At 73.9% G+C, this 25,798-nt stretch carries 22 protein-coding genes and 1 pseudogene; 15 read left to right on the top strand and 8 right to left on the bottom strand.

Features of this window, described 5'->3' with window-relative positions:
* The first annotated feature begins 25 nt into the window (after window positions 1-25).
* Window positions 26-862 (top strand): PaaX family transcriptional regulator, encoded by an 837-nt coding sequence (locus tag ACQPYX_RS13130; RefSeq protein WP_433803351.1) that lies wholly within the window; start codon window positions 26-28, stop codon window positions 860-862.
* Between the two features lie 78 nt (window positions 863-940).
* Here the strand turns inward: ACQPYX_RS13130 and ACQPYX_RS13125 are convergent, their stop codons facing one another.
* On the bottom strand, window positions 941-1,330 hold the full coding sequence (locus tag ACQPYX_RS13125) for a RidA family protein (RefSeq protein ID WP_433803350.1): 390 nt from the start codon (window positions 1,328-1,330) through the stop codon (window positions 941-943).
* A gap of 46 nt (window positions 1,331-1,376) precedes the next feature.
* Between ACQPYX_RS13125 and ACQPYX_RS13120 the strand changes: the two genes are divergently transcribed.
* The 7 genes from ACQPYX_RS13120 (at window position 1,377) to ACQPYX_RS13090 (ending at window position 7,753) form a co-directional block, all read left to right on the top strand.
* Window positions 1,377-2,069 carry a fumarylacetoacetate hydrolase family protein gene (locus tag ACQPYX_RS13120; protein WP_433803349.1) on the top strand — a complete coding sequence of 231 codons (693 nt, stop codon included), beginning with the start codon at window positions 1,377-1,379 and terminating at the stop codon, window positions 2,067-2,069.
* Complete coding sequence (locus ACQPYX_RS13115; RefSeq protein ID WP_433803348.1) at window positions 2,066-2,536, top strand: cupin domain-containing protein; 471 nt, start codon at window positions 2,066-2,068, stop codon at window positions 2,534-2,536. The genes ACQPYX_RS13120 and ACQPYX_RS13115 overlap by 4 nt, the downstream gene beginning before the upstream one ends.
* Entirely contained in the window at window positions 2,533-3,384 is an 852-nt protein-coding gene (locus tag ACQPYX_RS13110) for an acyl-CoA thioesterase (RefSeq protein WP_433803347.1), read from the top strand. The genes ACQPYX_RS13115 and ACQPYX_RS13110 overlap by 4 nt, the downstream gene beginning before the upstream one ends.
* A gap of 94 nt (window positions 3,385-3,478) precedes the next feature.
* Window positions 3,479-4,861 (top strand): phenylacetate--CoA ligase family protein, encoded by a 1,383-nt coding sequence (locus ACQPYX_RS13105; RefSeq protein ID WP_433803346.1) that lies wholly within the window; start codon window positions 3,479-3,481, stop codon window positions 4,859-4,861.
* Complete coding sequence (locus tag ACQPYX_RS13100) at window positions 4,858-5,064, top strand: hypothetical protein (RefSeq protein ID WP_433803345.1); 207 nt, start codon at window positions 4,858-4,860, stop codon at window positions 5,062-5,064. The genes ACQPYX_RS13105 and ACQPYX_RS13100 overlap by 4 nt, the downstream gene beginning before the upstream one ends.
* Before the next feature lie 2 nt (window positions 5,065-5,066).
* Entirely contained in the window at window positions 5,067-7,355 is a 2,289-nt protein-coding gene (locus tag ACQPYX_RS13095) for a bifunctional salicylyl-CoA 5-hydroxylase/oxidoreductase (RefSeq protein ID WP_433803344.1), read from the top strand.
* Window positions 7,352-7,753 (top strand): acyl-CoA thioesterase, encoded by a 402-nt coding sequence (locus tag ACQPYX_RS13090; protein WP_433803343.1) that lies wholly within the window; start codon window positions 7,352-7,354, stop codon window positions 7,751-7,753. Before ACQPYX_RS13095 ends, ACQPYX_RS13090 begins: the two co-directional genes overlap by 4 nt.
* A 114-nt stretch (window positions 7,754-7,867) precedes the next feature.
* Here the strand turns inward: ACQPYX_RS13090 and ACQPYX_RS13085 are convergent, their stop codons facing one another.
* The 5 genes and pseudogenes from ACQPYX_RS13085 to ACQPYX_RS13065 all read right to left on the bottom strand — a co-directional run bounded on the left by ACQPYX_RS13085 (window position 7,868) and on the right by ACQPYX_RS13065 (window position 13,596).
* A complete protein-coding gene (locus tag ACQPYX_RS13085) occupies window positions 7,868-8,620 on the bottom strand; it encodes a dihydrofolate reductase family protein (protein ID WP_433803342.1) in 753 nt (250 codons plus the stop codon).
* Window positions 8,620-9,474: a dihydropteroate synthase gene (folP, locus tag ACQPYX_RS13080; RefSeq protein WP_433803714.1), complete on the bottom strand. Its 855-nt coding sequence runs from the start codon at window positions 9,472-9,474 to the stop codon at window positions 8,620-8,622. The genes ACQPYX_RS13085 and folP overlap by 1 nt, the downstream gene beginning before the upstream one ends.
* A 124-nt stretch (window positions 9,475-9,598) precedes the next feature.
* Window positions 9,599-11,173, bottom strand: a complete 1,575-nt coding sequence (locus ACQPYX_RS13075; protein WP_433803341.1) for a phytoene desaturase family protein — start codon at window positions 11,171-11,173, stop codon at window positions 9,599-9,601.
* Between the two features lie 15 nt (window positions 11,174-11,188).
* Window positions 11,189-12,808, bottom strand: a pseudogene (locus tag ACQPYX_RS13070) (thiamine pyrophosphate-binding protein); the annotation flags it as partial.
* A 5-nt stretch (window positions 12,809-12,813) separates the two neighbouring features.
* Entirely contained in the window at window positions 12,814-13,596 is a 783-nt protein-coding gene (locus tag ACQPYX_RS13065) for a cyclase family protein (protein ID WP_433803340.1), read from the bottom strand.
* A 212-nt stretch (window positions 13,597-13,808) separates the two neighbouring features.
* On the opposite strand from ACQPYX_RS13065, the gene ACQPYX_RS13060 reads away from it, so the two are divergent.
* The 3 genes from ACQPYX_RS13060 to ACQPYX_RS13050 all read left to right on the top strand — a co-directional run bounded on the left by ACQPYX_RS13060 (window position 13,809) and on the right by ACQPYX_RS13050 (window position 18,863).
* Window positions 13,809-15,998, top strand: coding sequence for a thiamine pyrophosphate-dependent enzyme (locus ACQPYX_RS13060; RefSeq protein WP_433803339.1), 2,190 nt, complete (start codon window positions 13,809-13,811; stop codon window positions 15,996-15,998).
* Window positions 15,998-17,617 (top strand): indolepyruvate oxidoreductase subunit beta family protein, encoded by a 1,620-nt coding sequence (locus ACQPYX_RS13055; protein ID WP_433803338.1) that lies wholly within the window; start codon window positions 15,998-16,000, stop codon window positions 17,615-17,617. The genes ACQPYX_RS13060 and ACQPYX_RS13055 overlap by 1 nt, the downstream gene beginning before the upstream one ends.
* A gap of 154 nt (window positions 17,618-17,771) precedes the next feature.
* Window positions 17,772-18,863 (top strand): LLM class flavin-dependent oxidoreductase, encoded by a 1,092-nt coding sequence (locus ACQPYX_RS13050; protein ID WP_433803337.1) that lies wholly within the window; start codon window positions 17,772-17,774, stop codon window positions 18,861-18,863.
* A gap of 43 nt (window positions 18,864-18,906) precedes the next feature.
* Here ACQPYX_RS13050 and ACQPYX_RS13045 read toward each other — a convergent pair whose 3' ends face one another.
* Window positions 18,907-19,863 carry an AraC family transcriptional regulator gene (locus tag ACQPYX_RS13045; RefSeq protein WP_433803713.1) on the bottom strand — a complete coding sequence of 319 codons (957 nt, stop codon included), beginning with the start codon at window positions 19,861-19,863 and terminating at the stop codon, window positions 18,907-18,909.
* A gap of 95 nt (window positions 19,864-19,958) precedes the next feature.
* Here ACQPYX_RS13045 and ACQPYX_RS13040 point away from each other — a divergent pair, with 95 nt between their 5' ends.
* The 4 genes from ACQPYX_RS13040 to ACQPYX_RS13025 all read left to right on the top strand — a co-directional run bounded on the left by ACQPYX_RS13040 (window position 19,959) and on the right by ACQPYX_RS13025 (window position 24,096).
* Window positions 19,959-20,753 (top strand): SDR family oxidoreductase, encoded by a 795-nt coding sequence (locus ACQPYX_RS13040; protein WP_433803336.1) that lies wholly within the window; start codon window positions 19,959-19,961, stop codon window positions 20,751-20,753.
* Window positions 20,754-20,756: 3 nt separating this feature from the next.
* Entirely contained in the window at window positions 20,757-22,238 is a 1,482-nt protein-coding gene (locus ACQPYX_RS13035; protein WP_433803335.1) for a flavin-containing monooxygenase, read from the top strand.
* A gap of 12 nt (window positions 22,239-22,250) precedes the next feature.
* Window positions 22,251-23,249 carry an alcohol dehydrogenase catalytic domain-containing protein gene (locus tag ACQPYX_RS13030; protein ID WP_433803334.1) on the top strand — a complete coding sequence of 333 codons (999 nt, stop codon included), beginning with the start codon at window positions 22,251-22,253 and terminating at the stop codon, window positions 23,247-23,249.
* A 271-nt stretch (window positions 23,250-23,520) separates the two neighbouring features.
* Entirely contained in the window at window positions 23,521-24,096 is a 576-nt protein-coding gene (locus ACQPYX_RS13025) for a hypothetical protein (RefSeq protein ID WP_433803333.1), read from the top strand.
* 134 nt (window positions 24,097-24,230) lie between these two features.
* Here the strand turns inward: ACQPYX_RS13025 and ACQPYX_RS13020 are convergent, their stop codons facing one another.
* The gene (locus ACQPYX_RS13020; RefSeq protein WP_433803332.1) at window positions 24,231-25,742 is read right to left on the bottom strand and encodes a CHAD domain-containing protein; all 1,512 of its coding nucleotides are present in this window, start codon (window positions 25,740-25,742) and stop codon (window positions 24,231-24,233) included.
* Window positions 25,743-25,798: the final 56 nt, after the last annotated feature.

Genomic DNA, 25,798 nt, shown 5'->3' with positions numbered 1-25,798 from the left:
GGAACTCCGCACCTACGGTGGTCGGGTGAGCACAGCGGAGGTGCGTGAGGTCGAGAGCCCGTCGGCTCCCCGCGCGCTGATCGTGTCGCTGTTCGGGCTCTACGCCCGGGAGCTGGGCGGGTGGCTGTCGGTCGCGGCGATCGTGCGCCTGATGGCCGACCTCGGCGTCGACGAACAGGCCACGCGTTCGGCCGTCTTCCGGCTCAAGAAGCGCGGCTGGTTGGACGCGGAGAAGGAGGGCCGGACGGCGGGGTACCGCGCCTCGACCGAGGCGCTGGAGATCCTCGCGGAGGGCGACGAGCGCATCTTCGGGCGCCGCCGGGCCACCACGGACGACGGCTGGCTCCTGGTCGTCTTCTCGGTCCCGGAGTCCGAGCGCGACAAGCGCCACCAGCTCCGGACGACGCTGACCCGGCTCGGCCTGGGGACGATCGGCCCGGGGACGTGGGTCGCACCCGGACACCTCGGCGACGCGGTGCTGGGCGCCCTGGACCGGGCCGGCCTGCGCCAGTTCACCGACGTCTTCCGGGCCGAGCACCTCTCGGGGACCTCGGCGCGGGACACGATCGCCGCCTGGTGGGACCTCGACGCGCTCGAGAGCACGTACGCCGACTACCTGCAGCGCTTCGCGGCGGTGGCCGACCGCCTCTCCGACGGCCCGGTCGACGACGCGCAGGCGTTCGCCGACTACGTCCCGGCCATCACCGGGTGGCGCCGCCTGCCCTACCTCGACCCGGGCCTGCCCCTCGACGCGCTGCCCGAGCACTGGATCGGGCTGCGCGCCGAGGCCCTGTTCGGGCGGTTCCGGGAGCACCTGGCCGGGCCGGCCGCCGCGCACGTCCGGGCGGTCGTGCGCGGCTGATCCGGCCTGCGCGACGAAGCCGGATTTCCTGGCACTGGATGCAAGCAGTGACGCTCTGCTTGCACTGGGGCGAGGGCACTACACCGACGCCACCGCCTGGATCTCCACCAGCGCCTCGGTCTGCCACAGCCCGGTGACGCCCACGCCGGTCATCGCCGGGTAGTCGCGGCCGACCAGTTCCTTCCACACGGCGCCGATCTCCTTGCCGTGCGCCTGGTAGTCGGGGATGTCGGTCAGGTAGATCGTCACCGACAGGAACTTCCGGGGATCGCCCCCGGCCTCGCGCAGCGACGTCACCACGTTCGAGAGCGCCTGGCGGAACTGCTCGACGATCCCGCCCGGCACGATCCTGCCGTCGGCGTCGAGGGCCGTCTGACCGGAGAGCCAGACGGTGTCCCCGCAGCGCACGGCGTGGGTGAACCCGCTGGGCTTCGCGAGGGACGCCGGGTTGTGCAGCGAGATGGTCATGAACTCCTCCTGGTGTCGCGGACGGTCCTCAGGTTAGTGTGTTTTCGTGACCGCCGTAAAGCAGACGACATACAGCGGCCGCGACGTGCCCCGCAGCGCCAAGGTCATCTGCTGCGGCCGCAACTACCGGGCGCACGTCGCGGAGCTCGGCAACGAGCTGCCCGCGCACCCGACGCTGTTCACCAAGTTCGCCGACTCACTGACCGGCGCCGGGGACGACGTCGTCATCACCCCGGCGATCGAACAGGCGGGCCTGGACTGGGAGGCCGAGCTCGCCGTCGTCGTCGGGACGCCCCTCCCCCGGCACGCCACCCCGGAGCAGGCGCGGCAGGCGGTCGGCGGCTACACCGTCGCGAACGACCTGAGCGTCCGCGGGTGGCAGTGGCGCACCACCCAGTGGCTGCCGGGCAAGGCGCTCGACGCGTCGACCCCGGTCGGGCCGGTCCTCGTCAGCGGCCTCGACCCCGCGGAGGGCCTGGCCCTGACCTGTCACGTCAACGGCGAGCTCGTGCAGTCCGGATCGACCGACGACCTCGTCTTCGACGTCCCGACGCTGCTCGCGGCGATCAGCGAGTTCACCACCCTCGCCCCCGGCGACCTCGTCCTCACCGGCACGCCGGGTGGGGTCGGCGCCGCGATGGACCCGCCCCGGTTCCTGCACGACGGCGACGTCGTCGAGTGCGCGATCGAGGGCATCGGCAGCACCCGCACCACGATCCACGTCAAGGAGGCAGCATGACCACCTCGGAAGAGGCGCTCCGCACCGACGTCGTCCCGGTCGTCACCCGGGCCGGCAGCGAGGCGCAGAACGAGAACCAGGGCGAGGGCGTCCACCGCATCTCCGGTGTCTCCCCGCAGCACACCCCGGCCACGAAGATCTGGTTCGGGAAGGTCTGGAACGAGCCCGGCTTCCGCTCCCCGCCCCACCACCACGGTGAGGCCGAGACCGGCGGCACCGTGCTCAAGGGCCACGGCCGCATCTACTTCGGCGAGAACTACGCGCAGTACGTCGACATGACCGAGGGCGACTTCGTCTTCGTCCCGCCGTACATGCCGCACGTCGAGGCGAACATGTCGACCACCGAGGAACTGGTCTGGCTGACCTGCCGGACGCCGGACAACATCGTCGTCAACCTCGACGAGGTCGACGACTCGATCCTCGAGGGGTACCAGCGGGTGGCCGGGCGGGAGGGACACAGCGCATGAGCTTCGAGCCCACCGTCCGGCCCCTGCTCGACGCGCTCGCGCTCAAGGCCGACGGCACCGACACGTTCCTCGTCGACCCGCAGATCATCCCCTCGGGGCGGGTCTACGGCGGCGAGCTCGTCGCCCAGGCCGCCGCCGCGGGTCAGCTCACCGTCGACGACGACCGGCGCATCCACTCCCTGCACGGCTACTTCCTGCGGGCGGGCGACGTGCACACCCCGACCCGGTGGGAGGTCGAGCGCCTGCGCGACGGCCGCGGCTTCTCCCAGCGCGTGGTCCGGGGCCTGCAGGGCGACCGCGAGCTCTTCCGCGCGATGGCCTCCTTCCAGGTCCCGACGCCGGGCGCGCCGCAGCACGCCGAGCCCGCTCCCGACCTGCCCGACCCGGAGTCGCTCCCGACCTCGGCGCAGGCGGTCGCCGGCACCGGGGTCCGCGACGAGGCGTACTGGGCCGGCGGCCGGTCGTTCGACATGCGCCACTGGCCCGACCCGGTCTACGTCGACCGCGGGACCGGCACCGACCAGGTGGTCTGGCTGCGCGCCTTCGAGGCCCTGCCCGACGACCCGGCGGTCCACCGCGCGGCGCTGGCCTACGTCTGCGACTACACGCTGCTGGAGCCCATCCTGCGTCGCCACGGCGCCGCCTGGTCCGACGACGGGATCATGACGGCGAGCCTCGACCACGCCATGTGGTGGCACGCCGACGGGCGGATGGACGACTGGGTGGCCCTCGTGCAGGACTCCCCCTTCGCCGACCGTGGCACGGGGATCGGCCGCGCGCGGCTGTACTCCCGCGACGGGACGCTGCTCGCGAGCGTCGTCCAGGAAGGCGTCGTCCGCCTCCCCTGAGCGTCGACGCGTGCCCGCGCAACGGTGCGGATCACTGACGCCCGTACCGGAACCGAACCGCCGACCCGGAGCCGCCCGACCACGGAGGACCGCCGTGAGCGACCAACCCTTCTGGAACCCGAAGACCGAGACCCTGCCCCGCGAACAGCTGCGTGAGCTCCAGCTCGCGAAGCTGCGCCGGACGGTGGAGTGGGCGAAGGCGCGCAGCCCGTTCTACGCGCGCACGCTCGCCGACGTCGACCCCGACCGGCTGCGGAGCTGGGACGACCTGGCCCGCCTCCCCTTCCTCACCCGCGAGGAGTGGATGACCAGCCAGGACGCGGTGCCGCCCTACGGCGAGCTCCCGGCGGTCGGGCCGGGGTCGGCGATCCGGGTGCACACCACGTCGGGCACCTCCGGGCGCACGCCGCTGCGCGCCCTGGACTCCCGCAAGGACTGGTCCTGGGCGGCCGAGATGTGGTGCTACGCGCTCTGGGGCGCGGGCGTCCGGCCGCAGGACATCGGCTACGTCGCGTTCGGGTACGGCAGCTTCATCGGGTTCTGGGGTCTGCACAACGGGCTCGAGAAGATCGGGGCGCTGACGGTGCCCGGCGGGGCACAGACCACCCCGAACCGGGTCCGGCAGATCGTCGACTTCGGCGCCACGGTCGTCGCGTCGACGCCGACCTACGCGCTCCGGCTCGCCGAGGAGGCCCGGACGATGGGGATCGACCTCGCCGCGGGGCCGGTCCACACGCTGATCCTCTCCGGGGAACCGGCCGGGTCGATCCCGGAGACCAAGGGCCTCATCGAGCGGGCGTGGGGGGCGAAGGCCATCGACACCGCCGGCATGACCGAGATCTCCACGATCGTCATGTTCGAGCCCGGCAACCAGCCCGGCGGCTCCCACGTGATCGAGGACCACTTCATCGAGGAGGTCATCGACCCCTCCAGCGGGCGGGCGCTGCCCTACGGCGAGCGCGGCGAACGGGTGTGCACGTCCTTCGGCCGGTCCACCACCCCGCTGCTGCGCTACCGGACCGCGGACCTCGTCGTGAAGGTGCCCGCGGCGAGCGCCGGGAACGGCCGCACCTTCGACCTCTACCAGGGCGGCATCATCGGCCGCGTCGACGACATGAAGCTCGTCCGGGGCACCAACGTCTACCCGGGTGCGATCGAGGCGATCGTCCGCGGCTTCACCGGCATCGAGGAGTTCCAGGTCCGCCTGGAACACATCGACGGGCGCGACGAGGTCATCCTCATCGTCGAGTGCACCCCCCACATCGCCGACGACGGCTGGGCCCGGCTCTCCGCCGACCTCGGCCGCGAGCTCGCCGACGCCCACGAGGGCCTGCGCTTCCTGCTGCGCCGCGCCGCCACGGACGAGCTGCCGCGCTTCGAGCTCAAGGCCAGGCGCCTGACCGACGTGCGCGCCGAGCAGCAGCGCGCCGCGCTGGCCGGACACGCCGCCGAGCACGCCGCGAAGGAGCCCGCATGAGCACCACGGATCTGATCGGCACCGAGCTCACCCCCACCGAGACCGACCTGCTCGCCGCGTACGACGCGCTGCGTGCCCTGCTCGCGTCCGACGACCTGCCGCCCTGCGCCGCCGCCGGCGTCCGCGCGGCGCTGGCCCCGCTGGCCGTCGTCGTGACCGACCTGGGCCTGCGGTTCGAGCACCTCACCGACCTGGGAGTCTGACCATGAAGATCGCCTCCATCGGCGGCGGCCCCGGCGGGCTGTTCACCGCCATCCTGGCCAAGAAGGCCGACCCCGGCCGCGAGATCGTCGTCTTCGAGCGCAACGCCGCCGACGACACCTTCGGCTTCGGCGTCGTGTTCTCCGAGGAGACGCTGCAGAACATCGCCGACGCCGACCCGACCTCGATCGAGCGCATCCAGGCCGAGTTCCGGCACTGGTCGGCGATCGACACCGACTTCCTCGGCACCGTCGAGCGCTCCGACGGGCACGCCTTCGCGGCCCTGGAGCGCAAGCGGCTCCTGCAGATCCTCGGCGAGCGCGCGCTGGAGCTCGGCGTCGACGTCCGCTACTCCACCGAGGCCCCGACGCTCGACGAGGTCCGTCGCGACTTCGACGTGGTCCTCGCCGCCGACGGCGTCAACAGCCGCACCCGTGAGGCGCTGGCCGACCAGTTCGTGCCCAGCCGCGAGGGCCGCACGGCCAAGTACGCCTGGTTCGCCACCGAGCGGCCGTTCGACTGCTTCACGTTCCTCATCGTGGAGACGCGGTACGGCCTGTTCTGGGCGCACATCTACCCCTTCGACGACACCCGCTCCACGTTCATCGTCGAGACCGACGAGGAGACCTGGCGGCGGGCGGGGCTGGACGCGAACGCGGCGGTCGAGCGCCGACCCGGGGAGAACGACGAGGCCTCGATGCGGTTCTGCGAGGAGATCTTCGCCGACCACCTCGACGGGCACCCGCTGATCGGCAACAACTCCGGCTGGCTCTCGTTCACCGTCATGCGCAACGAGCACTGGTCGGCCGGCAACGTGGTCCTGGTCGGCGACGCCGCGCACACCGCGCACTTCTCCATCGGCTCGGGCACCAAGCTCGCGCTCGAGGACGCGATCGCCCTCGCCGGGGCGATCGACCGCGAGTCCGACGTCGACGCGGCGCTCAAGGCCTACGCCGAGGAGCGCAAGCCCGTCGTCGCCTCGCTGCAGCGATCCGCGCAGACCAGCCTGGAGTGGTTCGAGGGCCTCGCCCGCTACCGCCACCTCCAGCCGCAGCAGTTCGTGTTCCAGCTGCTCACGCGCTCGCAGCGCGTCACCTACGACAACCTCCGCCTGCGTGACCCGGAGTACGTCGGACGGCTGGACCGCTGGCTCGCCGAGCAGACCCGTGCCCTCGGCCTGGAGGTCGCCGACGGCACGCCGCCGATGTTCCACCCCTGGCGTCTGCGGGGCCGGACCTTCGCCAACCGCATCGTCATGTCCCCCATGGCGCAGTACTCCGCGGTCGACGGCGTCCCCACCGACTGGCACCTCGTGCACCTCGGCTCCCGCGCGGTCGGCGGCGCCGGCCTCGTCATGACCGAGATGACCTGCGTGAGCCCCGAGGCCCGGATCACCCACGGCTGCCCGGGACTGTGGAACGACGAGCAGACGCAGGCGTGGCGCCGGATCGTCGACTTCGTCCACACGCAGACGGCCGCGCTCATCGGCGCCCAGATCGGGCACGCCGGGCGCAAGGGCTCCACGAAGGTCATGTGGGAGGGCATCGACGACCCCCTTCCCGACGACGAGGCGTGGGAGATCGTCGGGCCGTCCCCCGTCCCGTACCGGTCGGACTCGCCGGTGCCCCGCGAGATGACGCAGGCCGACATCGACGCCGTCATCGCGGAGCACGTCGAGACCGCCCGCCGCGCGGCCGAGGCAGGGTTCGACCTGCTGGAGCTGCACTACGCGCACGGCTACCTCGTGTCGTCGTTCCTCTCGCCGCTGTCGAACCGGCGCACCGACTCCTACGGTGGCTCGCTGGAGAACCGGGCCCTCCTCGGGCTGCAGATCCTCGACGCGGTGCGCGAGGTGTGGCCGGCGGACCGTCCGATCAGCGTGCGTATCTCGGCCACGGACTGGGTCGACGACGGCGGCTTCACCGGCGACGACGCCGTGGCGCTCGCGCCGATGCTCGCCGCCCACGGCGCGGACGTGATCGACGTGTCCACCGGACAGACCTCGGTCGACGCCGACCCGAAGTACGGCCGGCTCTACCAGACCCCGTTCGCCGACCGGATCCGGCAGGAGACCGGCGTCCCCACCATCACGGTCGGGGCCGTCGCGTCGGTGGAGGACGCGAACACGATCATCGCCTCCGGTCGCGCCGACCTGTGCGCGATCGCCCGCCCGCACCTCGTCGACCCGTACTGGACCTGGAACGCCGCGCTCGACCAGGACTACCGCGGCGTCCCGGTGCCGAAGCAGTACCGCTCGGGTCTCTCGGCACGTCGTCGGGAACAGCAGCCGTGATCGTCTCCCGCCGCCGGGTGGAGTGGCACGACACCGACGCCGCCGGCCACCAGCACCACTCCGCCGTGCTGCGGTGGGTGGAGGCGGCCGAGGCGGAGCTGCTCCGCTCGGTGGGGTGCGCCCGGCTGTTCGGGCGCACCCCGCGGGTGCGGCACGAGGTCGACTACCGCTCGCGCGTGTTCTTCGGCGACGAGGTGGAGACGACGCTGCGGGTCGAGGCCCTGGGGCGGTCGTCGCTGACGTACGCCTTCGACGTCACGTGTGCCGACCGCCCCGTCGCGACCGGCCGCCTCGTCATCGTGCACGCCCCGTCGGCCACCGGGGGCGCCGAGCCGTGGCCGGACGACGTCCGGGCGGCCCTCACCCCCACCCCGGTGGTCACCCCCACCCCGGCGTGAGGGGAACCCTCACGGTGCTGGGGCGGGCGATCTCTCCCCTCACGCCGGTGTCGGTGGATCGCACCCGGGTCGTGAGGGGAGGATCCGAGCGCTCTACCAGCATGAGGGTTCCCCTCACGCGGAAGAAGGGCGGCGCAGGTAGCGCACGAGGAGCGTCGAGTCCTCGACCAGCAACGAGTCGACGGTGAACCCCCTCGGCTCGTCGAGCGGGTCGTCGGTGCGCGCCACCCGGCCCGCCCGACCCGCCACCGCGGTCGGCTCGAAGCTGATCCGCATCTCGTCGACGAGGTCGGCGTCGAGCAGCTTCCCGACGAGCCCCGGGCCGCCCTCGCAGTCGATGCGCCGCAGCCCACGTTCGGCCAGCTGCCGGACCGCGTCGGCCAGGTCGACCTCCTCGTCGCCGGCGATCAGCACCTCGGCGCCGGCGTCGGACCACGCCTGCTGCTTCTCGGCCGGCGCCGACGCGCACGTGATCACGATCGTCGGCACCAGCACGTCGACGATGCTCGGCGCGTCCGCGGGCAGCGACCCAGAGGTCACGACGGCGAGCGGCGGCACCTCGGCCAGATCGTGGCGGCGGCGGCGCTCGGCCGACTCCCCCTCCGGCCGCAGCCCCGGGTACTCCTCGGCGACCGCCGTGCCGGAGGCGAGCAGGACGACGTCGGCCAGGTCGTGTCCGAGCCCGAACACCTTCCGGTCGGCGTCGGAGGACAGGCCCCGGCTCTTGCCGTCGATCTCGATGCCGCCGTCGAGCGAGCTGACGAAGTTGACGGCCAGCCACCCCGCGTCGCGCTCCGGGTAGACGTACAGCTCCTCCAGCTCTTCGGAGGAGAGCTCGCCCGCCGGCAGCGGCCACACCCGGTGCACTACATCCACCTCTCGGCGCGCGACGGCGGCCGGTGCCCCAGCACGCTCGCGACCATCTCGACGGTCTGGCGGGTCTCCTCGACCTGGTGGGCACGGACCATCGTCACGCCCATCTGCGCGCACAGCGCGGTCGCGGCGAGCGTGCCGGTGAGCCGACCGTCGAGCGGCACGTCGAGAGTCTCACCCACCACGCCCTTGTTGCTCATCGCGAGCAGCACCGGCCACCCGGTGTCGATCAGCCGCGGCAGCGTGCGCAGCACCTCGAGGCTCTGCAGCGTGTTCTTGCCGAAGTCGATCGTGGGGTCGAGCAGGATGCCGTCGGCCGGCACCCCCGCCTCCATCGCCCGCTCCGCGAGCCGCACGGTGAAGTCCACGACGTCGCCCATGACGTCGTCGTAGACCGGCTTCTCCGGGTCCGTCCGGGGCGTCAGCCCGCCGGTGTGCGCGGCGACGTACCCGGCGCCGTAGCGAGCGGTCACGGGAAGGATGTCCTCGTCCCAGCCCGCCCAGCTGTCGTTCACCAGGTCGGCGCCCGCCGCCAGCAGGGCCTCCGCGGCCTCGGCGCGGTAGGTGTCGATGGAGATCGTCAGCTCGGGGAACCGCTCGCGTGCCCACACCAGCGTCGGGCGGACGCGGTCGATCTCGTCGGCGACCGTCACCTCCGGCCCCGGGCTGGCGGGGACGCCGCCGAGGTCGACGACGTCCGCGCCCTGCGCCACGGCCCGCTCGATCGCCGCCTCGGCGGCCGCGGGCTGCCACGTGGACCCGTGGTCGTAGAAGGAGTTCGGCGTGCGGTTGACGATCGCCATGATCAGGGCGCGGTCGCGTCGGAGCCGCCTCCCGTGGATCGTCATCTCGACACCCGCTCGTGCGGGGGCGCTCACCGGATGACCGTGGTCTCGATCAGGATCGGCATGAGGACTTGATACCCCGAGCACCCGACCTCGGCCACCGGGCCCGCTGCAGTCACACCGCGCGTCACCCCCGACGCCGCCGCAGCAGCGCCTCGGCGACCAGGTGCCCGGACGCCCCGGCGAGGCCCGGCCCGGGATGGGTCGAGGCCCCGAGGTGCCACAGGCCCGGCACGCAGGTCCGGTGCCGGCCCGCGGAGGGCAGCGGCCGCCACGCGAAGTTCTGGTCCAGCTCGGCCGACCCGGCGTAGGGGTCGCCGCCGATCGCGTTCGGGTTCCGCCCCTCGAGGTCGGCCGGGGAGATCACGTCGGTGCCGAGCACCAGGTCCCGCAGCCCCGGCGCCTGCGCGGCGACCCGGTCGAGGACCCGGTCGGCGTAGGCGCGCGCCAGGGCGGGCGTCCACTCCCCCGAGCCGACGTCGAGCTCTCCCGCCGCGTCGCCCACCGGTCGCGACGGCACCTCCTGCAGCTGCAGCCACAGCGCCGCGCCCCCGGCCGGCACCCGCGACGGGTCGAGCACGTGCTGCTGGCCTACGACCACCGTGGGCCGCCGCGGCAGCAGGCCGGCCTCGGCCTCCGCGCACGCGATGCCGGTCGACGCCGACCCGTCGGTGAGGTGGACGAGCGGCACCTCGCGCAGCGCCGGGTCGCGCCACGGCACCGGCCCCGAGAGCGCCACGTGGATCTGCATCGCGGCCCGACCCGGGCGGTAGGCGCGCGCCTCGTCGGCGATCCGCGGCGGCACCACGCCGCTGGGCAGCAGCTGCGTGTAGAGCGCGCCGGGTGCGACGGACGCGAGGACCGTGTCGGCGCGCACCGCGAAGCCCTCCCCCTCCACGCCGACGGCGCGCCCGCCGCGCACGACGATCCGCTCCACCCGGTGCCCGAGCCGGACGTCCACGCCCCGCTCGGCGAGCAGCGCGGCGAAGGCGTCGACGAAGCGGCCCGCCCCGCCGACCACCACCGGCAGGCCCGCCCCGTGCATCGTCGCCGCGAACACCGGCACCATGGCCCCGCCCGACGCGGCGTCCGGCGCGAGCCCGGCGTGCAGCAGCCAGGGCGCCCACAGCCGGTCGACCTCGACCCCGCTGAAGCGTCCCCGCAGCCACGACCGCCCGCTGGTCACCGCGTCGCGGGCGTAGGCCGCCGCCCCGCGCCGTCCGGCCGAGCGCAGCAGCGAGACCAGCGGCTTCCCGACGGCGGGTGACCACAGTTCCGAGCCCAGGAGCGTCCCGAGCGCACCGACGTCGCGCCCGAAGCCCGCGATCATCGCGCGGTAGGCGTCGGCGTCGTCGGGATCGGCGAACGTCTTCACGGTCTCCTCGACGTCGCGGTAGGCGATCGTCGCAGTGCCCTCGTCGGGCACGGTGGCCGTGACCGGCCCGTCGGTGTTCGCGTAGGCCAGCCCGTGCCGGGCGAGGTCGTCGCCGAGCTCGACGAACGCGGGGCCGGTGACGAACAGCGGGTGCCAGGAGGACCACGTGTCGTGGACATACCCCGGCACGGTGCGCTCGGCGCTGCCGATGAACCCGCCGAGCTGATCGGCGCCGTCGAGCAGCGTCACCGACCGGCCCGCGCCCGCGAGCCGCGCCGCCGCGACCATGCCGTTGATCCCGGCGCCGACGACCACCACGTCCGTCATCCGACTCAGTGCTCCCTAGTGTTCTCTGAACGCCTCGGCCAGCCACCACGCGGGCTCGTCCGAGGTCACCTTCGCGTCGATCAGCAACGGCCGGTCCCGAGGACCGTCGAGCCACCCGCGCACGCCGCCGAGGTCGCCGACCGACCGGACCGTCACGGCGTCCGCGCCGTACCCGCGCGCGATCGCGGCGAGGTCGGCGTCCGGGAAGCGGACGGTGCTCTGGTCGTCGTCGGCGAAGTGGTGGAACTCCGCGCCGTAGCCGGCGTCGTCGTACACCACGACGAGCATCCCGAGTCCGAGCTCTCCCGACCGGCACAGCCGGACCACGGTCTCGAACTCGCTGATGCCCATGAGGAATCCGCCGTCGCCGCACGCGACCACGGGCAGCCGGTCGGGACGGGCGAGGGCCGCCCCGAGCCCCGTCGCGAGCCCCAGTCCGACCGACTGGAACCCCTGGGTGAAGCAGAAGCCGGCCTCGTCGGGGACCCGCAGGTAGCCCGCCGGGTAGCCCATGAAATGGCCGGAGTCGGTCGCCACCGTCCGCTCCAGGGGCAGCAGCTCGTCGAGCGCCGCGCTGAGGGTGCGCGGGTCGATCCGGTCGTCCGGCTCGGTGTCCGGCACGAACGTGTGCCGCGGGGCGATCCGCGCGGCCACCTCCGGGGTCCGGTAGCCGACCTGCTCGTCCACGACGGCGAGGGCGTCGCGGGCGGTCACCGCGACGTCGCCGAGCACGGCCAGGTCGACCGGGCGCTGGGCCCCGAGCGCCTCGGGGGTGTCGTCGACCTGGGCCACGGTCGCGCCGGCGAGCAGCTCGCCGCCGCGCACCGTCCAGCGGGTCAACGCCGCGCCCCACGCGACGACGAGGTCCGCGTCGGTGATCAGCGCCGCCGTCTCCGGCGTCGAGAACCCGCCCGAGATGCCGAGCGAGAACTCCGCGCCCGTGAACAGCCCGTGCGCGACGGCGGTCGTCGCGAGCAGGGCACCGCAGCGCGCCGCCAGCGCCTCGAGCTCCGCCCGGGCCCCGCGGGCACCCCGGCCCGCGATGAAGACGGGCCGCTCCGCGCGGTCGAGCAGGTCGACGAGGGCCACCACGGCGTCCGCGTCCGGTGCGGGCGGCCGCCAGGAGGTGCGGGCGGGGCCGGTGCCGACGGCGGGCTCGGCCTGGACGTCGATCGGCAGGCTGAGGACCACGGTGCGCCGCTGGTCGCGGCACGTCCCGTAGGCGCGCACCACGTCGGCCGCCGCCGAGGCCGCGGTGTGCACCCGCTCGGCGACGGCGCCGACCGAGCGCACGAGCGCGTCCTGGTCGACCCGGAAGTTCGACCGCACGGCCGCGCACGGCGAGTCGGCGGCGAGCACGAGCAGCGGGGTGCGGCTCTTCGCGGCCTCCGCGATCCCGGTGAGGGCGTTGGTCAGCCCGCACCCCTGGTGGGTCGTCAGCACCGCCACCTCCCCGCTCGTCCGTGCCCACGCATCCGCCGCGGTCGCGGCCCCGCCCTCGTGGCGCGCCGCCACGTAGGGCACGCCGGTGGCCCGCAGGGCGTTGACGAGCCGCAGGTTGCCGCTGCCCACCACGCCGAACGCGTGCCCCACGCCGAGCTCGCCGACCAGCCGGCCGACCTGCTCGGCGACCGATGCGCCTACGCCTCCACCAGGGCGAGCACCCGGGTCGGGCTGCCCGAGCCGCCCAGGATCGGCAGCGGGCACACGATCAGCAGCGCGCCCGTCGCCGGCAGCCGTCCGAGGTTCCGCAGACTGGTCAGTCCCCACTTGTTCGCCCCCATCAGGTAGTGGTGGCAGGAGAAGGGCGGGTCGAAGCCCCCGGCCGCGCCGGCGTCCGTCCCGACCGTCTCGACCCCGAACCCGGTCAGCGGGGACTCCTGCGCGATCCAGCGCGCGCACTCGGTCGACACCCCGGGGGTGTGCGGCCCGGCGGCGTCGGCGTTGACGAACTCCTCCTGGGTCTCCCCCCGAGCCTCCCAGCCGGTGCGGTAGAGGAGCCACCCACCGTCGGGGAGGGGACCGTGCTCGGCCTGCCAGGCCTCCAGGTGGGCGACCTCGAGCAGGAAGTCCGGGTCCTTCTCCACCTCGGCGGACATGTCGATCACCGCGACCGGGGCGACCATCGTGCCCAGCGGCACCTGCGAGACGTCGGGGCCCTCGCGGCCGGTCACCCAGTGGTTCGGGGCGTCGAGGTGGGTGCCGGTGTGCTCGCCGGTGTGGATGTCGTTCCAGTACCAGGCCGGGCCGCGGTCGTCGTAGCGCGAGAGCTCCTCGAGCCGGAACCGCGAGGTGTTCGCGAACGGCTCGGGCAGCTCGAGGATCGGGGTGGACTCCTGCAGCGGCGTGGTGAGGTCGACGACCTCCACGCCCCCGGAGCGGGTGGCCTGCACGAGGGCGGACAGCAGGGACGCCTCAGACACGGTGACTCCTTCGGGGGTGGGGCTGGGTGCGAAGCATGGTGATGTGCGCACGGGAGCGGTATCCACCCTGCGCCCCGGTTGTCCACCCGCCGTCGGGTGCGGTGACTCCTCCGGCGCCCGGCGGACAACGGCGGCGCGGCGGGGATAGCTCCGCGGGGCCCGCCCGGCGACGGTGTGGTGGTCCCACCCACCACCTGCTCGAGGAGGCCCCCGTGGCCGAACGGTCCTTCGCCGCCGAGGTCGCGAAGCTCCGCCTGGGCGCCGGCGAGACCCTGCACGTCGAGGGCATCCTGGCCGTCACCAAGGCGCTGCTGCAGTCCGGCGTCGCCTACGTGGGCGGCTACCAGGGCGCGCCGATCTCGCACCTCATGGACGTGCTCGGCGACGCGCGCGAGATCCTCGACGAGCTCGACATCCGCTTCGAGAACTCCGCCTCCGAGGCCACCGCCGCCGCCATGCTGGCCGCCTCGGTGCACCAGCCGCTGCGCGGCGCGATCACCTTCAAGTCCCCGGTGGGCACGAACGTCGCCTCCGACGCCCTGGCCAACCTCGCCAGCGGCGGCGTGACCGGCGGCGCGCTGGTGATCCTCGGCGAGGACTACGGCGAGGGTTCCTCGATCATGCAGGAGCGGTCGCACGCGTTCGCCATGAAGTCGCAGATGTGGCTGCTCGACCCGCGCCCGAACATCACCGCCATCGTCGATGCGGTCGAGGCCGGCTTCGAGCTCTCCGAGGCCAGCAACACGCCGGTGTTCCTCGAGCTGCGGCTGCGCTCGTGCCACCTGCACGGCGGCTTCATCGCGAAGGACAATGTGCGCCCGCCGATGACCGTGCGCGAGGCCGCCAACGCCCCGCGGCGCGCCGTCGACCGGATCGTGCTGCCGCCCGCGTCCTTCCAGCACGAGAAGGAGAAGCTCGCCGACCGCTGGCCCGCGGCGGTCCGCTACATCCGCGAGCGGGGCCTCAACGAGGTGTTCCCGGGCGGTCCGGAGGCCTCCGACGTCGGCATCGTCGTGCAGGGCGGGCTCTACAACACCCTGAACCGGTCGCTGGAGCTGCTCGGCGCCTCGGACAGCCACGGGCGCAGCCGGGTGCCGATCTACGTCATGAACGTGACCTACCCCGTCGTCGACGAGGAGATCCTCGACTTCTGCGCCGACAAGCGGGCCGTGATCATGGTCGAGGAGGGCCAGCCCGACTACATCGAGCAGAACCTCAACGCGATCCTGCGCCGCGCGGGGTCGACGACGGCGCTGCACGGCAAGGACCTGCTCGCCCCCGGCGGCGAGTACACGACCCAGGTCGTCACCCGCGGCCTCGCGGCGTTCCTCGACAAGTACGTCCCCGACGGCGTCACGGCGCGCCCCGCGCTGCTGCGCGAGGCGGACGACCCGACCAGCCCGTTCGCGCCGCGGGTCGCCGCCGACGTGGTGCGCCCGCGCCCGCCGGGCCTGTGCACCGGCTGCCCCGAGCGCCCGATCTTCTCCGGGCTGAAGCTCGCCGAGCGCGAGACCGGGCAGCACCACGTCAGCGCCGACATCGGCTGCCACCTGTTCGCGATCAACGCCCCGTTCGACCTCGGCGCCACGACCATGGGCTACGGGCTCGGGGCGGCGGGTGCGGCCGCGCTCTCGGCGCCCGGGTCGGAGCAGCGCGCCATCTCGATCATGGGTGACGGCGGGTTCTGGCACAACGGCCTGACCAGCGGCGTCGGCAACGCGGTGTTCAACAAGTCCGACCAGGTCATGGTCGTGGTGGACAACGACTACGCCGCCGCCACCGGCGGACAGGACGTGCTCTCCTCGCACGCCGACACCGACCGTCGCTCCACCCAGCACCCCATCGAGAAGGCCGCCCGCGGGCTCGGCGTCGAGAACGCGACGACGATCGACCACACCTACGACGTGCAGCGCGTGAAGGACACGTTCCTCAAGGCGTTCCGGCGGAAGAAGGGGTCGGGCCCCGAGCTGCTCGTCATGCAGTCGGAGTGCCAGCTCAACCGGCAGCGGCGGGTGAAGAAGGAGCGGTCGGAGAAGCTGAAGCGCGGGGAGCGGGTGGTCCGCGAGCGCTTCGGGGTCGACCCCGAGACCTGCACCGGCGACCACGCCTGCGTGCGCATCTCCGGCTGCCCGTCGCTGACCATCACCGACAACCCCGACCCGCTGCGCAGCGACCCGATCGCGACCGTGCTCGACAGCTGCGTCGGCTGCGGGGTGTGCGGCAACAACGCCCACGCCGCGGTGCTGTGCCCGTCGTTCTACCGGACCGACGTCGTGGACAACCCGACGCGCGGCGAGCGGCTGCGGGCCGCGGTCCGGTCCCGCTGGATCGCGCTCGCCGGACGTGCCCTGGAGCGGCACGCCGCACGCATGGAGCCCGCGACCGAGAAGGAGGCCGCCTGATGCCCACCCTGATGCCCGCGCCGACCGCCGCCGCCGGCGCCTCCTGGTACGCCGGGCAGCGCCCGATCACGATCGCCGTGCTCGCCATGGGCGGCGAGGGCGGCGGCGTGCTCGCCGACTGGATCGTCGCCGTGGCCGAGGGCGCGGGCCACCACGCCCAGACCACCTCGGTCGCCGGGGTCGCCCAGCGCACCGGCGCCACCGTGTACTACGTCGAGCTGTACCCGCCGGTCGCCGAGGACGTGACCGGCGGGCGACCGGAGCCGGTCCTCAGCGTCTTCCCCGCCCCCGGCGAGGTGGACCTCGTCGTGGCCTCCGAGCTGATGGAGTGCGGCCGGGCCGTGCAGCGCGGCTTCGCCACCCCGGACCGGACCACGCTGATCACCTCGACCAACCGCGTCTACTCCATCGACGAGAAGTCACACCTCGGCGACGGCCGCGTGGACACCTCGGCGCTGCTCGACGCCGCCGGGAAGGCCGCGAAGCGCCTCGTGGCCGCCGACTTCTCCGCGATCGCCGCCGAGCACGGCAGCGTCATCTCGGCCTCCCTGCTCGGCGCGGTGGCGGGCTGCGGCGTGCTGCCGTTCGAGCGGACGGCCTACGAGGACGCGATCCGCACCGCCGGCAAGGGCGTGGAGCCGAGCCTCGCCGCGTTCGCCGGTGGCTTCTCCGCGGCCGTCCCCCCGGACCCTGCGCCGAAGCCCACGTCCACGCCGGTCGACATCACGATCGGCCCCCGCCCGGTGTCGGCCCAGGAGCGCAAGGACCGCGAGGAGGCCCGCCGCACCGAGATCGCGGCGACCGATCCGGCGTCGCTGGTCGGCCCCGATCTCGCCGAGCTCGCCGTCGCCACCCTCGACCTGCCACGCGCCGTGCGCTCGACCGTCCTGCACGGCCTCGTCCGGACCGGCCTCTATCAGGACGTCGACCACGCGCGGCGCTACCTGGACCGGGTCGTGCGGGTCACGGAGCACGGGAACGACGACCTGACGACCGCCGTGGCCCGGCAGCTCGCCCTCTGGATGTGCTACCAGGACACGATCCACGTCGCGCTGCAGAAGTGCCGCGCGCGCCGGATGGAGCGGGTGCGCACCGAGGCGAAGGCGACCCGCGCGCAGCTGTCGAAGGTGCACGAGTACCTGCACCCGCAGGTCGACGAGATCACCGACACTCTTCCCGTGCGGCTCGGGGCGGCCCTGCGGCGCTCCAGGCTCTTCGCGCGCGTGGTCGGGCGGGTGACCCGGGACGGCCTGGTCCTCGACACCACGTCGGTCCGCGGCTACGCCATGCTCGCGACGATGGCCCGGATGCGGCCGCTGCGCCCGCGGTCGCTGCGCTTCGCCCGCGAACAGGAGGCGATCGGGGCGTGGCTGGACCTGATCGACGAGATCGCGGCCGACGACCCCGACCTGGCCCGCGAGGTCGCCGAGTGCCAGCGGGTGCTCAAGGGCTACGGCGCCACCTGGGAGCACGGCGAGGAGAGCTACGCCGCGCTCACGACGGCGGCCCGGCAGCTGCGGGGCCGCCCGGACGCGGCGGCGCGGCTGGCGGAGCTGCGCACGGCCGCCCTGGCCGACGAGGACGGGACGGCGCTGGAGGTGGCGCTGCGCGCCATGTGAGGTGTGCCGACGGCCTCGTCGCGAGTGGGACACCAGTCAGGATCCACAGCACCGGAACCTGCCCCACGTCCCACTCGGCGAGGCGCGCTCCCAGGAGCACCCCGGACCCGCAACGGAGCGGACGTCCGACGATCGCGACAGGAAGGCGAAGAGCATGCTGCGGAACGATTCCGACCACTTCCTGCTGGGACTGTTCTCCCCCAACTGCTCCTCCGGGCTCGCCGTCACCAAGGTCCCCGAGCGCTGGTCGGGCAGCTGGGAGGACAACCTGGCGCTCGCGGTCCTGGCCGACGAGGTCGGGGTCGACTTCCTGCTCCCGATCGCCCGATTCATCGGCTACGGCGGCGAGACGAACTTCCACGAGGGCGTCCTCGAGCCGGTGCCGTGGGCGGCGGGGCTGCTCGCGCGCACGAAGGACATCCACGTCTTCTCCACCGTGCACACGGCGTTCAACCACCCGGTGGTCACCGCGAAGCAGCTCGCCACCGTCGACCGCATCGGCGGCGGCCGGGCCGGCATCAACATCGTCGCCGGGTGGAACAAGCCCGAGTACGACGCGATGGGGGTCGACCTGCCCGCCGACCACGACGCCCGCTACGCCCGGGCCCAGGAGTGGTGGGACGTCGTCCGGAAGCTCTGGACGACCCCGGGGCGCTTCGACCACCACGGCGAGTACTTCGACCTCGTCGGCCTCGAGGGCGAGCCCAAGCCGGTGCACGGCACGCTGCCGGTGCTCAACGCCGGCTCCTCCGGGCAGGGCCGCGGGTTCGCCGCCCGCAACGCCGACCTCGCGTTCACCGTGGTCGCCGGGCCGGAGGACGGCGCCGGGATCGTCGACGCCGTCCGCGCCACCGCGCGCGAGCAGTACGGCCGCTCGATGGGCGTGCTCACCCTCGGCCACGTCGTCTGCCGGCCGACCCGCGCCGAGGCCGACGACGCGCTGCACCACTACGCCGAGGAGGGTGCGGACTGGGCGGCCGTCGACAACCTCATGGCCCTGCAGGGCCTGCACGCGCAGTCGTTCACGCCGGAGATGCTCGCGACCTTCCGCTCCCGGTTCGCCGCCGGCCACGGCAGCGTGCCCCTCGTCGGCACGCCCGACGACGTGGCCGCCGAGATCGCGCGCTACGCGAAGGCCGGGTTCTCGGGCATGACCCTCGCGTTTCTCGACTACCTCGCCGAGCTGCCCTACGTCGCCCAGGAGGTCTTCCCGCGCCTGGAGCGGCTCGGGGTGCGGGTGCGCTGACGCGCATGTGAGCACTTTCCGTGGTCGGAGCCACGGAAAGTGCTCACATGCGCAGCACCTCCGACGGCGAGCACCCGTACCGCTGCCGGTGGGCGATCGAGAAGCGGCCGAGGTGGGTGAAGCCCCAGTCGCTGGCCACGGCGGACACGCTGGTCGTCGCCGGGTCGGCCGCCTCGAGCTCCGCGTGCGCGCCGGCGAGGCGCACCTGGCGGAGCCGCTCGGTCGGCGTGGTGTCCAGGTGCCGCCGGAACCCCTCCTGCAGCGCCCGCACCGAGAGACCGACGCACTCGGCCACGTCCTCCACCGTCAGCGGTTCGCGGGCGTGGGCGACGATGAGGTCGTCGGCCTTGCGGATCAGGCGCGGCACCGGCGTTCCCGACGACGCCTCCGGCGCGGCCGGGGCGTGCGCGAGCAGCAGCCCGGAGAGCACCATCTGCTCGACCTGCGGGCGCAGCGTGGGGTGGTCGAGGCGGCCGTCGTGCTCGGCGTCGGTCCGCAGCAGGTCCAGGGTCTGGCGCCAGGAGCGCGCCGCCGGGGTCGTGAGGTCCATCGCGAGCGGCAGGCGCACCCCCTGCACGTAGCCGAGCAGGGCGGCCTGGCGCTCGAGCGCGGTCCGGTCCATCCGCACGATCAGCTGGGCGTTGCCGTCCCCCCACGACATGTCGACGGGGGCATCCGGGTCCGGCACCGACGCCGTCGTCGGGTCGGAGACGATCTCCTCGCCCCCGGAGCGCACCCGAGCCCGACCCGCGAGCGGGATCTGCACCAGGACGAACGACTCGAACGGTTCGGGAGAGATCCGCACCGGCGCGCCGTAGGAGAGGTAGTTGAGCCCGACCGCGCCGAAATTCACCGAGCTGAAACACACGCGGTGCTCGCCGGAACGATCTTCCGGACGCAGGTCGTGCGGGCAGAACACCTCGGTGACCCGCTCGCGGGCCTCGTCGAGGTCCGGGGAGTCCACCTGGCGGTGGGCCGCCAGCGGGGCGCTGACCTGCATCGTCGTCACGATCTACCTCCCGGGACGCGTCAGCGGGATAGCGTCCGCGTGACGAGGATAGTCGATGCGCTAGGCAATTCCTACTGTTCCCCGCCATGACCGAACTCGACGGACGCACGATTCTCGTGACCGGCGGATCGACACTTCTGGGCCACGGTGTGATCCGCGAGCTCCGCACGGCGGGTGCCCGGGTGGCGATCGCGGACGTCGACGCCGACGGCGCCAAGCCGCTGCTCGACGACGCCGGCGTCACCTTCCACGCCACCGACCTCACCGACGACGCCGCCGTCCGGGCCACCGTCGCCGCCGTGGTCGCCGAGCACGGTGGCCTGCACGGCGTGGTCAACCTCGCCTGCAGCTACCTCGACGACGGCCTCGCCACCACGCGCGCCGACTGGCTCGCCGCCCTCGACGTCAACCTGGTCAGCGCCGTCGTCGTCGTGCAGGCCGCGCTCGGGCACCTGCGCGCCGCGCGGGGTGCCGTCGTCAACTTCGGGTCGATCTCCTCGAAGGTCGCGCAGACCGGCCGCTGGGTCTACCCGGCGTCCAAGGCCGCCGTCGTGCAGCTGACCCGCTCGATGGCGATGGACCTCGCGCCCGACGGCATCCGGGTCAACTCGGTCTCCCCGGGCTGGACCTGGTCGAAGATCATGGACTCGCTCTCCGGCGGCGACCGTGCGCACACCGACCGCGTCGCCGCCCCCTTCCACCTCACCGGGCGCGTCGCCGACCCCGACGAGGTCGGCGCCGTCGTCGCCTTCCTGCTCTCCGACGCCGCGTCCGCGGTCACGGGCGCCGACTGGGCCGTCGACGGCGGCTACTCGGCGACCGGACCCGAGCGCGCCGTGCCCGCCATCCCGCAGCTCGCTACCGCCACCGAGGAGTCCTGAGAGATGAAGATCGCGATCGTCGGCGCCGGGTTCGCCGGCCTGTCCTCGGCCAAGGTCCTCCGGGCCGTCGGCCACGACGTCACCGTGTTCGAGAAGGCCCCGGACGTCGGCGGGGTGTGGAGTGCCAGCCGCCGCTACCCGGGCGTGACCACGCAGAACGGCAAGGACACGTACTGCCTCTCGGACTTCCCGATGCCCGCGGACTACCCGGAGTGGCCCAGCGGCGCCCAGGTCCAGGCCTACCTCGCCGACTACGCGCGCCACTTCGGGCTGGAGCCGTACCTGCGGCTGGACACCGAGGTGATCAGCGCCGACCTCGCCGACGGCTCGTGGACCGTGACGACGTCCGCGGGCAGCGAGACGTTCGACCACCTCGTCGTCGCGAACGGCATCTTCTCCGAGGCCGCCGTGCCCGACTTCGCGGGCGCCGAGGAGTTCACCGCCGCGGGCGGGCGCGTCGACGCCGCGTCCGACTTCAACGTCCTCGACGACGCCGCGGGCAAGCACGTGGTGGTGGTCGGCTACGGCAAGTCCGCCTGCGACATCGCCTGCGCGCTCGACGAGGTCTCGGCGACGACGACCGTGGTCGCCCGGGAGCTGCTCTGGAAGCTGCCGAAGATGTTCGCCGGGGTGCTGAACTACAAGTACCTGATGCTCTCCCGGATGGGCGAGGCGCTGTTCCGCTACGTCGAGCTCGCCGGCTTCGAGAAGTTCCTGCACGGTCCGGGCCGGCCGGTCCGCAACTCGATGCTCGGCTCCGTGCAGTCGCTGATCCTGCGCCAGTGCGGCCTGGAGAAGCTCGGCCTGCGCCCGCCGGGAACGCTCGAGGCGATCGCGCGGTCGACGGTCTCGCTGGTCACCGAGGGGTTCTACGAGAAGGTCGCGGCGGGCGAGATCGTCGTCCGGCGGGACACCCAGATCGCCCGGCTCGAGGCCGGCCGTGCGGTGCTCACCGACGGCAGCTCGATCCCCGCCGACGTCGTCGTCTGCGGCACCGGCTTCCACCAGCGCGTGCCGTTCCTGTCCGAGGAGCTGCAGGCGCGGATCACCGACGACCGCGGGAACTTCGAGCTCTACCGCCAGATCCAGCCGGTCGACGTGCCCGAGCTGTCCTTCTGCGGCTACAACTCCTCGTTCTTCAGTCCGCTCTCGGCCGAGGTCGCCGCGCTGTGGATCGCCGCGCGGCTGGCCGGCGGCCTGGACCTGCCCGCGCCCGCCGAGCAGCGCGCCCACATCGCCCGCCGCCTCGCGTGGATGGAGGAGCGCACCGAGGGCAAGCACGCCCGCGGCACGAACATCATCCCGTTCTCGCTGCACAACATCGACGAGATGCTCGACGACCTCGGCACCCCGGTGCGCGGTCTCCAGCGGCTGCGGGAGTGGCTGCTCCCGGTCGACCCGGCCGACTACGCCTGGATCGCCGACGAGATCGTCGCGCGCCACGGCACCACGGTCACGCCGCTCCGGACGGCGTCCGCCGCCTGAGACCATGCGCCCGTGCGTGCCGTGGTGATCACCGAGTTCGGGGCCGAGCCCGCCGTCGTCGAGCGGCCGGACCCGGTCCCGGACCCGCACGGTGTGGTGGTGGCGGTCGAGGCGACCGGGCTGTGCGCGAGCGACCGCTTCGCCTGGCGGGGTCACGACGGCGGGGTGGTGCTGCCCCTGGTGCCCGGCCACGAGCTGGTCGGGAGGGTGGTGGCGGTCGGTGCGGAGGTCCGTCGCGTCCGGGTGGGCGAGCGGGTGCTCACCCCGTTCGTCGAGGGCTGCGGGCGGTGCGCGGAGTGCGCCGCCGGGCGCGCCCAGGTCTGTCCGGACCAGTCCCAGCCCGGGTTCACCCACGACGGGTCGTTCGCCGAGCTGGTCGCCCTGCGGCACGCCGACACCAACGTCGTCGGGGTGCCCGAGGACCTCGACGCCGGCGGCGCGGCGCTGCTCGGGTGCCGGGTCGCGACGGCCTACCGCGCCGTCGTCGACCGCGCGCGGGTCCGGGCCGGCGACCGGGTGCTCGTCCTCGGCGGGGGCGGCGTCGGTCTCGCGGCCGTGCTGGTCGCGGGCGTGCTCGGCGCCGAGGTCACCGTCGCGGACCCCGCCCCCGCGGCCAGGGCCCGCGCCCTCGACCTCGGGGCGGGTGCCGCGATCGACCCGGCGGACGTTCCCGACGACGGCGTCGACGTCGCGATCGAGGCCGCCGGGCGACCGGAGTCCCTGACGACGGGCGTGCGGGCACTGCGCCGCGGCGGAACGCTCGTGCAGGTCGGGCTCCTCGCGGCCGACCCCGTGGTGCCGGTGCCCGCGATGATCGCCCGTGAGCTCGCCGTCCTCGGCAGCCACGGCATGGCCGCCGCCGACTACCCGGCCCTGATGGGCCTCGTGACGACGGGGCGGCTCGACCCCGCCCGCCTCGTCACCCGGCGGATCGGCCTGGACGATGCACCGGCGGCGCTCGCCACCCCGCCCGTGCCGGGCGAGGTCGTCGTGATCGGGCCCAGGAACTGACGTCGGCCCCCGAACGGCTCCTACCGCTCCGATGCGGTACCGCTCGACTGATTGGCCGCGCTGGTATTGCCCACGTCGGAAACGCGAACCGGACCGTCTCGCGGCGCGGAGACCTCACGATGCAACAGAGGTTTCCTTGAGCGGAAGCCACAGCCCTACGTGATCTGGACATACGGTGCGTCGGCGGTGTTTTCACTCTGATGCCGAAGGCATAGCGTTGAACGATCACGCATCGCGACCGTGCACCCGAGCGCGGGGACGGAGCAAGGCCATGGGGGACATTGACGGACGGGTCGTGCTCGTCGTCGGGGGGTCCGGGGGACCCGGCGGCGCGATCGTCGACGCCCTGGTGACGGGCGGCGCGAGCGTCGAACTGCTCGACGAGGACGCCGAGGCCGGGCAGGAGGCGCGCCGACGGCACGGGGGCCCGCTGTCGCCGGTCTCGTTCCGCCCGCTCACGCCCGGTGCGTGCGCCGAGCTGGTGCGTCGGACGGTGGCCGCGGTGGTGGCCGACCGCGGCGTGCTCGACGGCATCGTCGCCGTCGGTCGCTCCGAGGACGAGATCGTGACGATCCTGCGGGCGGCCCGGGCTCCGCTGCGCGCCTCGCGGCACGCGGCCGTCGTCCTCGTGGGCGACGGGACCGAGCAGGCCCCGGTCCTCGCCCGGTGGCTCGGCGACGACGGCGTCCGCGTCAATGCCGTCGGCTCCGACCAGGACGACGTCGACACCGCCCACGCCGTGCGGTTCCTGCTCTCCGAGGCCGCCGAGCGGGTGACCGGCCTGCAGTGGCCCTCCGCCGACCGCGACGCGGCCCTCCCCCGCCGCCCCGGACCGGTCCCCGGCTGACCCGGACCCCGGCGACCGGCCACCCCCCGCACGGTCGCCGGGTTGCGCGGCTCCCGGTCCGGCACTCCGCCCGGGCCGGGAGCCGTGCCCCTCCGCGGCCGGCCGTGATCGTCGCGCGCCCGGGGCCGTCCCGCTCACCGGCCCGGCGGCGGCACCTTCGCCCAGACCGCGGGCAGCCGGTCCTCCGCGTCGTGGGCACGCGCGACCTCCGAGGCGTACAGGACGCCCAGGGTGAAGTCGTGGGCGACCTCGCGGCGGTCGCCCCCGCCCGCGAGCTCCAGCAGCGTCGCGCGGGTCACCGCCGCGTCCTGGTGCACGCCGAGCAGTTCCTGGACGATCTTCATCCGTCGCTTCAGCCGACGCGCCGGCTTCCCCAGCACCGGCTGGGCCAGCTCGTTCGCGTACCGCAGCCGCTTGGCCTTCTTCCGCGTCTCGTGCAGCGCCTCGTCGCGCTCGGGGCCGCGGGGGTACCGGTCCGCGTCCGCCATCGCGGCCACCACCTTCCGGTGCGCCCGGTCGACCTCCCGCGGGAGGAGCCGGCGCGCGGGCCGGGCCGCGCGGGCGGTCAGCGGCGGGTCGGCGAGCAGGGCGTCGAGTGCCTCGAGCAGCGCGACGTAGCGCTGCGAATCGAGCGCCTCGAGCACCTGCTCCCGGGCCGCGGCCGCGCGGCGCGTGAACGCCTGGGCCACCTCCGCCGCGACCGGTCCGACGACGAGCGTCGTCGGCACCTCCGCGAGCAGCTCCTGCAGGCGGGCCAGCATGACCTCGGTGTCGCGGGCCGGGGCGAGCTCGCCCGCGAGCCAGCGCAGCTCGTCGGTCAGCGGCCGCGTCCGCTCCCGGTCGAGCACGCGCCCGAAGCCCTGCAGCGCGCTGCGCAGCCGGCGCGCCGCCACCCGCATCTGGTGCACCGCGTCCTCGCGGTCGAGCCGGACCAGCGGGTCCCAGCCGCGCAGCGTGCGGGCCTGCCCGGCGAGGTAGCCCAGCACCACCCCGGCGGCGCTGTCCTCCGGTGGCATCGGGTCGGCCGGCCGGTCACCGAGCACCCGGCCGACCTTCGACGCACTGGCCGACCGCCGGATCCCCAGCGCCGCGAGCCGCTTCTCCACCACGTCGAGGAACCCGTCGGGGGCGGCCGGTCCGAGCTCGACCTCGATCTCCTGCCAGGCCTGCAGGTCGCCCCCGCCGCCGCCGTCGAGCGTGCGGGCCGTGACCTCGTCGACCACCAGCTCGGCCACCACCCGGCCCCGCTCGTCGGTGGCCTCCCACGCGCGCCGCCGGGTCAGCAGCTCGGCCACCGGGACGAGCGGGCGACCCCGCGCGGACGCCCGCACCATCGCCGCGATCCCGGCCGGCGGAGCGGACCCGTCCGGGGTGAGCGGCGCGCGCAGTTCCTCGCGCCGGTCGCCGGCGGCGGGCAGCTTGACGTGCCACCCGTCGTCCGGGCCGCCCGTCCGGCGCCGGAAGGCGACGCGGTCACGGTGCAGCGCCCGGTCCTGCGTGTCGAGGTAGACCGCCTCCTGCAGCCGTTCCTCCGGCTCCCCGGGGACGTGGTGGCCGAGGACGTCGCGCACCTGGGCGGCGTCCAGCGCCTCGATCCCCGACCCCTCGAACGTGCGCTCGACCTCGCCGGCCGTCGTCACGGGCATCGTCGCCACCTCCGTCCGCGGACAACCCCGATCCAACATCGTCGGGCGCCGGACGG

The sequence above is a fragment of the Actinomycetospora sp. CA-084318 genome (assembly GCF_050955885.1).
In the GTDB taxonomy this organism is placed as follows: domain Bacteria; phylum Actinomycetota; class Actinomycetes; order Mycobacteriales; family Pseudonocardiaceae; genus Actinomycetospora.
This window is presented reverse-complemented; position numbering and strand designations above follow the sequence as displayed.

Bases quoted from the DNA above. Each gene is read 5' to 3' on its own strand.
- ACQPYX_RS13125 (WP_433803350.1), bottom strand. From the start codon at position 1,330: ATGACCATCTCGCTGCACAACCCGGCGTCCCTCGCGAAGCCCAGCGGG.
- ACQPYX_RS13115 (WP_433803348.1), top strand. From the start codon at position 2,066: ATGACCACCTCGGAAGAGGCGCTCCGCACCGACGTCGTCCCGGTCGTC.
- ACQPYX_RS13110 (WP_433803347.1), top strand. From the start codon at position 2,533: ATGAGCTTCGAGCCCACCGTCCGGCCCCTGCTCGACGCGCTCGCGCTC.
- ACQPYX_RS13100 (WP_433803345.1), top strand. From the start codon at position 4,858: ATGAGCACCACGGATCTGATCGGCACCGAGCTCACCCCCACCGAGACC.
- ACQPYX_RS13095 (WP_433803344.1), top strand. From the start codon at position 5,067: ATGAAGATCGCCTCCATCGGCGGCGGCCCCGGCGGGCTGTTCACCGCC.
- folP (WP_433803714.1), bottom strand. From the start codon at position 9,474: ATGACGATCCACGGGAGGCGGCTCCGACGCGACCGCGCCCTGATCATG.
- ACQPYX_RS13075 (WP_433803341.1), bottom strand. From the start codon at position 11,173: ATGACGGACGTGGTGGTCGTCGGCGCCGGGATCAACGGCATGGTCGCG.
- ACQPYX_RS13055 (WP_433803338.1), top strand. From the start codon at position 15,998: ATGCCCACCCTGATGCCCGCGCCGACCGCCGCCGCCGGCGCCTCCTGG.
- ACQPYX_RS13050 (WP_433803337.1), top strand. From the start codon at position 17,772: ATGCTGCGGAACGATTCCGACCACTTCCTGCTGGGACTGTTCTCCCCC.
- ACQPYX_RS13045 (WP_433803713.1), bottom strand. From the start codon at position 19,863: ATGCAGGTCAGCGCCCCGCTGGCGGCCCACCGCCAGGTGGACTCCCCG.
- ACQPYX_RS13040 (WP_433803336.1), top strand. From the start codon at position 19,959: ATGACCGAACTCGACGGACGCACGATTCTCGTGACCGGCGGATCGACA.
- ACQPYX_RS13035 (WP_433803335.1), top strand. From the start codon at position 20,757: ATGAAGATCGCGATCGTCGGCGCCGGGTTCGCCGGCCTGTCCTCGGCC.
- ACQPYX_RS13025 (WP_433803333.1), top strand. From the start codon at position 23,521: ATGGGGGACATTGACGGACGGGTCGTGCTCGTCGTCGGGGGGTCCGGG.
- ACQPYX_RS13020 (WP_433803332.1), bottom strand. From the start codon at position 25,742: ATGCCCGTGACGACGGCCGGCGAGGTCGAGCGCACGTTCGAGGGGTCG.